1 protein-coding gene is annotated in these 9,021 nt (G+C 65.1%); it reads left to right on the top strand.

The genetic code is table 11. The features are described 5' to 3' along the window. Positions 1 to 9,021, top strand: a 9,021-nt coding sequence (locus tag BFE01S_RS36440) for a non-ribosomal peptide synthetase (RefSeq protein WP_028229688.1), incomplete at both ends; no start/stop codon positions are given.

The following is a 9,021-nucleotide window of genomic DNA, read 5'->3' as shown; positions in this document are numbered from 1 at the left end:
CGTGGCGGACCCGTTCGGTGATGAGGGCGCGCGGCTGTACCGCACGGGGGACCTGTGCCGGCGCCGGGAGGACGGGACGATCGACTTCCTGGGGCGGATGGACCAGCAGGTGAAGCTGCGGGGCATGCGCATCGAGTTGGGGGAGATCGAGGCGGTGCTGCGGCAGGTGGCGGGGGTGGAGCAGGCGGCGGTGGAGCTGCGCGGGGAGGGCGAGGCGCGGCGGCTGGTGGGGTATGTGTCGGGGGCGGTGGAGGTGGAGGCGCTGCGCGCGGGGCTGGAGGGGAGGCTGCCGGGGTACATGGTGCCGGGGGCGCTGGTGGTGCTGGAGCGGCTGCCGGTGATGCAGAACGGAAAGGTGGACCGTCGTGCGCTGCCGGAGCCGGAGGCGGGGGAGGAACGGGAACGGGTGGAGGCGCGTACGGAGCGCGAGGCGCGGTTGCTGGCAGTGTGGCGGTCGGTGCTCGGGCGCGAGGAGGTGGGCGTGACCGATAACTTCTTTGAGGTGGGCGGAGATTCGATCCTGAGCCTGCAAATCATCGCGCGGGCGAAGGACGCCGGCCTGAAGCTGACGCCGAGGCAGGTATTCGAGCATCCCACCGTTGCCACGCTGGCCCTGGTCGCCGAGGTGCAGCACGATCAATCGGCGCCGGTTCCCGAGATTCATGAAGCACTGCCGCTCACGCCGATCCAGCAGACGTTCTTCGAGCGCTTCCCGCTCGGTGAGTCTCACTGGAATCAATCAGTGCTTCTAAAGGTTAATGGGAATCTCGACGCGTCGCTGCTCGAGCGTGCGGTGCTGGCGCTTTCCGACATGCACGACGCGCTGCGGCTGCGTTTCTCGCGCGACGACAGTGGGCGCTGGCAACAGCGTGTCGCGACCCGCGAAGACAACGCGATCGTAGAACGTGTGGATCTGCGCGACTCGCCGCAATGGACCCGCGCACTTGAAGAACATGGAACCCGGCTGCAGACGAGTCTGCATCTTGAACAAGGGCCGATTTTCCGCGTCGGCTATTTCGAGTTGGAGCGCGAGTCGCGGCTGCTGCTGGTGATTCATCATCTGGCCGTAGACGGCGTGTCGTGGCGCATCCTGCTCGACGATCTGCAAACGCTCTATGAAGCACTCGCCGCCGGCAAGGCGCACAGCCGTGCGCCGTCAACTCCGTGGAGCGCGTGGGTTGCGCAGCAACAGGCGTGGGCCGCAACGGACACGTTTCAATCCGGCGTTGCCTGGTGGCGCGAGCAACTGAAAGACGCGCGGGCGGATCTGCCCGTGCACGACGATATTGCAACGCCCGCAACGTGGGCGCCGCAGATCGTGCGCACGGAGCTGAGTCGCGACACGACCGACAGCTTGTTGCGCCACGCCCCCCGCGCCTGGCGTGCGGGCGTGGAAGACGTGCTGCTGGCCGCGCTGACGCAGACGCTTTCAGCATGGAGCGGCGGAGCAGGCATCCTCGTGAGCCTCGAAGCGCATGGCCGCGAGTTGCCGGATCTCGATGCCGATGTTAGCCAGACCGTCGGCTGGTTCACCACCCAGTTCCCGGTGTGGCTTCCTGCGCGGCAGGACTGCGGGCGCGCAATCCGCGATGTGAAGGAGCAGTTGCGGCGCGTGCGTCCGCGCGGCATCGGCTATGGCTGGTTGCGCAACGAATTGCGCGATTTGCCGGCGCCGCGGATCGGCTTCAACTATCTCGGCCAGTTCGATCAGAGCCTGAAAACAGGCGGCCGATTTTCGTTTGCGGCCGAATCGGCGGGTTCGCCGGTTTCCGCTGCAGAGCCGGCCGACATGACGCTCGATCTGAACGGCATTGTCGTCGAGGGCTGCCTCTGTCTGAACTGGCGATATCGCGACGGCGAACTGAGGCACGACATCGTCGCTCAGCTCGCGGTCGAATTCGAGGCGAAGCTTCAGGCGTTGATCCAGCATTGTGTCGCGGCGCAGCCGGGCGCGACCGCGTCGGACTTTCCGCTTGCGCAACTGCGGCAGGATGAGTACGAGCGGCTCGATCCCGATCTTTCCAAAGTGATCGATATCTATGCGGCGTCGCCGGTGCAACAGGGCGTGGTCTTCCATACGCTTGAGGACGCGGACGGACTGGGCGTCTATGTGAACCAGAAGCGCTGGACGATACGCGGCGACCTCGATCATCGGCGCATGAAAGCGGCATGGAATGCCGTGATCGCGCACCATGACACGCTTCGCACGGGGTTCGAGTGGCAGCATGGGAGCCGGGTGGTACAACTCGTGCACCGCGATGCTACGGTGCCGTATGAGGTTCGCGATTGGTCGCAGTTGGGCGAGCGGTACGAGGAGGAACTCGCGCGGTGGATGCGGGAGGACATCGGGGACGGGTTCGACCTTGCGTGTCCTCCGCTCATGCGGGTCAATGTATTTCGTAATCCTTTCGGTGCATACGATCTGGTGTGGACCGATCATCATGTGCTGCTCGATGGGTGGAGCGTGTCGCAGCTGCTCGGCGAGGTGTTGCGGCATTACGCAGGAGAGAGCCTGCCGGCGCAGGGTGGCCGTTACCGCGATTACATTGAATGGCTTCAGCAGCGCGATACGAAAGCCGATGAGGCGTACTGGCGCGAACAGCTTGCGAAGCTCGACGGATCGACGCGGCTTGCGAGTGCGTTGCCACGAGACGGACGTCAACCGAAGGAGACGGGCTACGGCGAGCATCGTGTGACACTCGATGCCGCGCTGACGCAGCGGCTCGAACACCTCGCTCGCGAAGAACGCGTGACGGTGAACACGGTGATCCAGGCCGCGTGGGCGCTGATGCTGCAACGCTATACGGGGCAACGCGCAGTGGTGTTCGGTGCGACGGTGTCGGGCCGTCCGGCCGATCTCGTGGGTTCGCAGCAACTGCTGGGGCTCTTCATCAACACGCTGCCCGTCGTGCTCGTGCCGCACGCGGCGCAGCCGGTCGGCGACTGGCTGCGCGAGGTGCAGGCGCAGGGTCTGTCGATGCGCGAACACGAGCATACGCCGCTGAACGAGATCCAGCGCTGGGCGGGTGCGGGTGGGCGTGTCCTGTTCGATACGCTGGTGGTGTACGAGAACTATCCGGTCGATGCGGCGTTGAAGGAGGCGGCACCGGGCGGGCTTGAATTCGAAATGCGCTCGGCGCGCGAGCAGACCAACTATCCCCTGAGCATCATCGCGACCCAGTCGGGGCGGATGTGCCTCGAGTACCGTTACGAACGGGGGACGTTCGCGGATCGTTCGATACAGGAAATTGCCGCGCGCGTGACTGCGTTGCTAGATGCGTTCTGTGACGACAGTCGTCGGGCGATTGGCGAGATGTCTGTGCTCGCGAGTGCAGAGCATGCGGGGTTGGTGGCGCTGGGTTCGTGCATTGAGTCTTATGCGGACGTGATGCCAGTGCACGAACAGATCGCACGCGAGGCGCAGGCGCATCCCGAACGCGTGGCCGTGGTGTACGGCGAGACGCAGTTGCGCTATGGCGAACTCGATGCACAGGCGAACCGCCTTGCGCAACGTCTTGTGAAGCTGGGCGTGGGACCGGAAGTGCGGGTGGGGATTGCCGTCGAGCGATCGGTGGAGATGGTGGTGGGCCTGCTGGCGATCCTGAAGGCGGGGGGCGCCTATGTGCCGCTGGACCCGGAGTATCCGCGCGAGCGGCTGGCGTACATGCTGGAAGACAGCCGTGTGGCACTGCTGCTGACGCAGTCGTGGGTGCGCGAGCGTCTGCCGGTGGCTGAAGGCGTGACGGTGCTGGAACTGGACACGGTGGATGTTTCAACTGAGCCCGCTGTTGCACCGCAGGTGCGTGTGCAGGGCGAGAACCTGGCGTACGTGATCTACACGTCGGGTTCCACGGGCCGTCCCAAGGGTGCGCAGCTCACCCATCGCAACGTTGCGCGCCTGCTTGCTGCTACTCATCCCTGGTTCGACTTCGACGCATCGGACGTGTGGACGATGTTCCACTCGTACGCGTTCGACTTCTCGGTATGGGAAATCTTCGGCGCGCTGTGCCACGGCGGAAAACTCGTGGTCGTGCCGTATCTCGTGAGCCGCTCGCCGGAAGAGTTCGCGCAACTGCTACGCCGCGAGCGGGTGACGGTGCTGAACCAGACACCGTCCGCGTTCCGGCAGCTCATGCAGGTCCCGCAGATGGCCGATCCGGACCTCGCACTGCGCACGGTGATCTTCGGCGGCGAGGCGCTCGATCCGCAGACGCTCGCCTCCTGGGTGCAGCGCTTCGGCGATGCGAAGCCGCGGCTCGTGAACATGTATGGCATCACCGAGACGACCGTGCACGTGACGTACCGGCCGGTGGTCGAGGCCGACACGTGTGCGCAGCGCAGCCCGCTGGGCCGCGCCATTCCCGATCTCGGGCTATACGTGCTCGACCTCAATGGCAACCTGGCTCCGGTTGGCGTTGCGGGCGAGCTGCATGTGTCGGGCGCGGGTCTCGCACGCGGCTATCTGAACCGGCCGGCGCTGAGTGCCGGGCGTTTCGTGCCCGATCCATTCGATGCGAACGGGGGCCGGTTGTACCGCACGGGCGATCTCGCACGCTGGACGCAGGACGGTGAACTCGAATACCTCGGGCGGATCGACCATCAGGTGAAGGTGCGCGGCTTCCGGATCGAGCTCGGCGAGATCGAGGCACAACTGCTCGCGCTGCATGGCGTACGCGAGGCCATCGTGCTGGCGCAGGAAAGGCCGGGCGGCGCGCGGCTCGTCGCCTATGTGACCGCGCACGCGGATCATGCGATCGAGCCACAGGCATTGCGCGCGTCGTTGGGCGATGTGCTGCCGGACTACATGGTGCCCTCGGTCGTGATGGTGCTCGATACGCTGCCGTTGACGTCGAACGGCAAGGTGGACCGCAACGCGCTGCCCGCGCCGGAGTATGGGGCACGTGGCTACGAAGCACCGCAGGGCGAAGCAGAAGTAGCGCTCGCGCAGATCTGGTCCGAAGTACTAGGCATCGAGCAAGTGAGCCGCACCGACAACTTCTTCGAACTCGGCGGCGATTCGATCCTGAGCCTGCAGATCGTCGCGCGTGCGCGGCAGGCAGGCTGGCAGGTGAGCGCGCGGCAACTATTCGAGCGTCAGACGGTGGCGTTGCTCGCGGGCGTGGCCCAGCGGGCGAAAGTGCTGGAAACAGTCGATGACGAAAGCGGCGAAGTTTCGCTGCTGCCGATCCAGAAGATATTTTTCGAGCAGACGATTCCGAATCGTCATCACTGGAATCAGGCGGTGCTGCTGGAAAGTCCCGAGCCGCTGGATGCGGCGGCGCTCGAAATTGCATTGAGCGCGGTGATCTCGCATCATGGTGCGCTGCGGATTCGATTCAATCAGGATAGCGAAGGGAATTGGCGACAGGCGTATACCGATACACAACCGACTGATGTGCTCTGGACCTACGACGTTACGGGCGACGATGACATCGAAGCGCACTGCAACAACGCACACCGCAGCCTGAATATCGAAACGGGAGCGGTGCTCCGTGCCGTGTCGATGCGCCTGGCGGACGGCACGTCGCGGCTGCTGCTCGTAATTCATCACCTGGTGATGGATGGCGTGTCGTGGCGCGTGCTGCTTGAAGACTTGCAGGCCGCGTATGCACAGGTCCGTTCGGGAGAAAAGCCGGCGCTGCCGGCCCGCAGCGCATCGTACCGGCGCTGGTCGCAGGCGGTTGCCGCGCACGCGCGGACGCTGGGCGGCGAACTGGACTACTGGCGCGACGTAGCCGGCACACCGGCCGACATTCCGCTGGATCACGCGGACGGGGCCCAGACGGTCGAGGCATCGACCGGTGTCTCGATCAGTTTGACACGCGAACAGACGCACGCGCTGCTGCACGACGCGCCGTCGGCCTATCGCACGCAGATCAACGACCTGCTGTTGACGGCACTCGGCCGTGCGCTGTGCGCGTGGAGCGGGCGAGAGAGTATCCGTATCGACGTGGAGGGTCACGGTCGCGAGGACATTGAGGACGGTCTGGACATAAGCCGCACGGTGGGCTGGTTCACGAGCATGTACCCGGTGAAGCTTGAACCGGTCGGGGAGTTGCGCGATGCGATCTGCCGCGTGAAGGAGTCCCTGCGCGCGGTGCCGGGGCGGGGGCTGGGCTACGGGTTGCTGCGCTATCTCGGCGACGCGCAGACACGGCAGGCATTTGCATCGCAACAGCCGTCTCAAGTGGTGTTCAACTATCTCGGTCAATTCGATGAGGTATTGTCACCGCGGACCGGCACAGGTTGGCGGCTCGCCGAAGCGGGCGTCGGCGAGATGCAGGACCCGGCGGCAACGCCTGCGCATGCACTGAGTATCGACGGTGGTGTCTACGCCGATCGTCTGAAGCTGACGATCACCGACGCAGCCGCCCGATATCCGGCGGACGTGATCGAGCGGCTTGCCGCGGCTTTCCATCGCGAACTCGAACAGATCGTCGCACACTGTGCGCAGGCTGCACCGCGCGCCACGCCATCCGACTTTCCCCTCGCGCGACTGACCCTGGCTCAACTCGACGCGTGGCCCGCACCGCTTGCCGATATTCGCGACATCTACCCAGCGTCCGCAACGCAAAACGGCATGCTGTTTCATTCGTTGCATACACCGGGGGCGTATGTGAACCAGGTGCGCGTCGATGTCGATGATCTCGACGTTGCCCGATTCGCGCAGGCTTGGCGAGCATTAAGCGCGGCCGAGGATATCTTGCGCACGGGTTTTTGCCAGATCGATGGCGCGTGGCTGCAATGGGTCGCGTCGAAGGCGGAACTGGCGCTGCGCGAGTTCGACTGGCGCAGCGAATCGCAGAGCGAAGCGAAGCTCGACGCGTTGGCGGACGACGATCGTGCAGCCGGCATCGACGTGACACGTGCGCCGCTGATGCGCCTGACCGTGGTGCGTACCGGCGAGCGCCGGCATCACCTCGTGTGGACCCACCATCATGTGCTGCTCGATGGGTGGAGCGTGTCGCAACTGCTCGGCGAGGTGCTGCGGCATTACGCTGGCGAGAGCCTGCCGGCGCAGGGCGGTCGTTACCGCGATTACATTGAATGGCTTCAGCAGCGCGATACGAAAGCCGACGAGGCGTACTGGCGCGAACAGCTTGCGAAGCTCGACGGATCGACGTGGCTTGCGAATGCGCTGCCACGAGACGGACGTCAACCGAAGGAGACGGGCTACGGCGAGCATCGTGTGACACTCGACGCCGCGCTGACGCAGCGGCTCGAACACCTCGCACGCGAAGAACGCGTGACGGTGAACACGGTGATCCAGGCCGCGTGGGCGCTGATGCTGCAACGGTATACGGGGCAACGCGCAGTGGTGTTCGGCGCGACGGTGTCGGGCCGCCCGGCCGATCTCGCGGGTTCGCAGCAACTGCTGGGGCTCTTCATCAACACGCTGCCCGTCGTGCTCGTGCCGCACGCGGCGCAGCCGGTCGGAGACTGGCTGCGCGAGGTGCAGGCGCAGGGTCTGTCGATGCGCGAACACGAGCACACGCCGCTGAACGAGATCCAGCGCTGGGCGGGTGCGGGTGGGCGTGGCCTGTTCGACACGCTGGTGGTGTACGAGAACTATCCGGTCGATGCAGCACTGAAGGAAGTGGCGCCTGGCGGGTTGAAGTTCGGTGAGGTCGCGAGCCGCGAGGAAACGAACTATCCGTTGACCATCACGATCATGCCGGCGGACAAGCTGCGGATCGACTGGACGTTTGCGCATGAACACTTCGACGACAAGCACGTTGCGGCGTTGATCGAGCGCTTCGAGCGTGTGCTGAGGCAGATCTGCGCCGATTGCGGTTGCGCGGTGGGTTCGTTGGTTATCGAGTTGCCGGATGAGACGGCTGCACTTCTGGCGAAGGGCACGTGCAGCGAAGCGTATGAAGACGTGATGCCGGTGCATGAGCGGATCGCACGCGAGGCGCAGGCGCATCCCGAACGCGTGGCTGTGGTGTACGGCGAGACACAGCTGCGCTATGGCGAACTGGATGCGCAGGCGAACCGACTTGCGCAACGTCTCGTGAAGCTGGGCGTGGGACCGGAAATGCGGGTAGGGATTGCCGTCGAGCGATCGGTTGAGATGGTGGTGGGGCTGCTGGCGATCCTGAAGGCGGGCGGCGCCTATGTGCCGCTGGACCCGGAGTATCCGCGCGAGCGGCTGGCGTACATGCTGGAAGACAGCGGCGTGGCGTTGCTGCTGACGCAGTCGTGGGTGCGTGAGCGTCTGCCGGTGGCCGAAGGCGTGACGGTGCTGGAACTGGACACGCTGGACGTTTCAACTGAGCCCGCCGCAGCACCGCAGGTGCGTGTGCAGGGCGGGAACCTGGCGTACGTGATCTACACGTCAGGCTCAACGGGCCGCCCGAAGGGGGCCGCGAACCGCCACAGCGCCCTGTCGAATCGCCTGGCCTGGATGCAGTCGGCCTACGCGCTGGACGAAACGGATGGGGTCCTGCAGAAGACGCCATTCAGCTTCGATGTGTCAGTGTGGGAGTTCTTCTGGCCGCTCATGACGGGCGCACGACTGGCAGTAGCCGAACCGGGTGCGCATCGCGACCCGCAGCGCCTGGTGGAACTGATCCGCGAACAGCGCGTAACGACACTGCACTTCGTGCCGTCGATGCTTCAGGCGTTCGTTGCCCACAAGGAAACAAAAAACTGCACAACGCTGAAGCGGATCGTATGCAGCGGAGAAGCGCTGCCCGCGGATCTGGCGAACCGCACGCTGGAGCAGCTACCGAACGTGGGCCTGTACAACCTGTACGGCCCAACGGAAGCCGCAATCGACGTAACGCACTGGACGTGCCGCACGGGCGATGAGGTGGTGCCGATTGGCCGTCCAATCGGCAACGTAAGTACGCACGTGCTGGACGCACAGATGAACCTTGTGCCGCAGGGCGTAGCAGGCGAACTGTACCTGGGCGGAGCGGGCCTGGCGCGCGGTTATCTGAACCGTGCCGCATTGAGCGCAGAGCGTTTCGTGCCGGACCCGTTCGATGCGAACGGCGGACGGCTCTACCGCACGGG

Origin of the sequence: Paraburkholderia ferrariae NBRC 106233 (assembly GCF_000685035.1) — a bacterium.
In the GTDB taxonomy this organism is placed as follows: domain Bacteria; phylum Pseudomonadota; class Gammaproteobacteria; order Burkholderiales; family Burkholderiaceae; genus Paraburkholderia; species Paraburkholderia ferrariae.
This window is presented reverse-complemented; position numbering and strand designations above follow the sequence as displayed.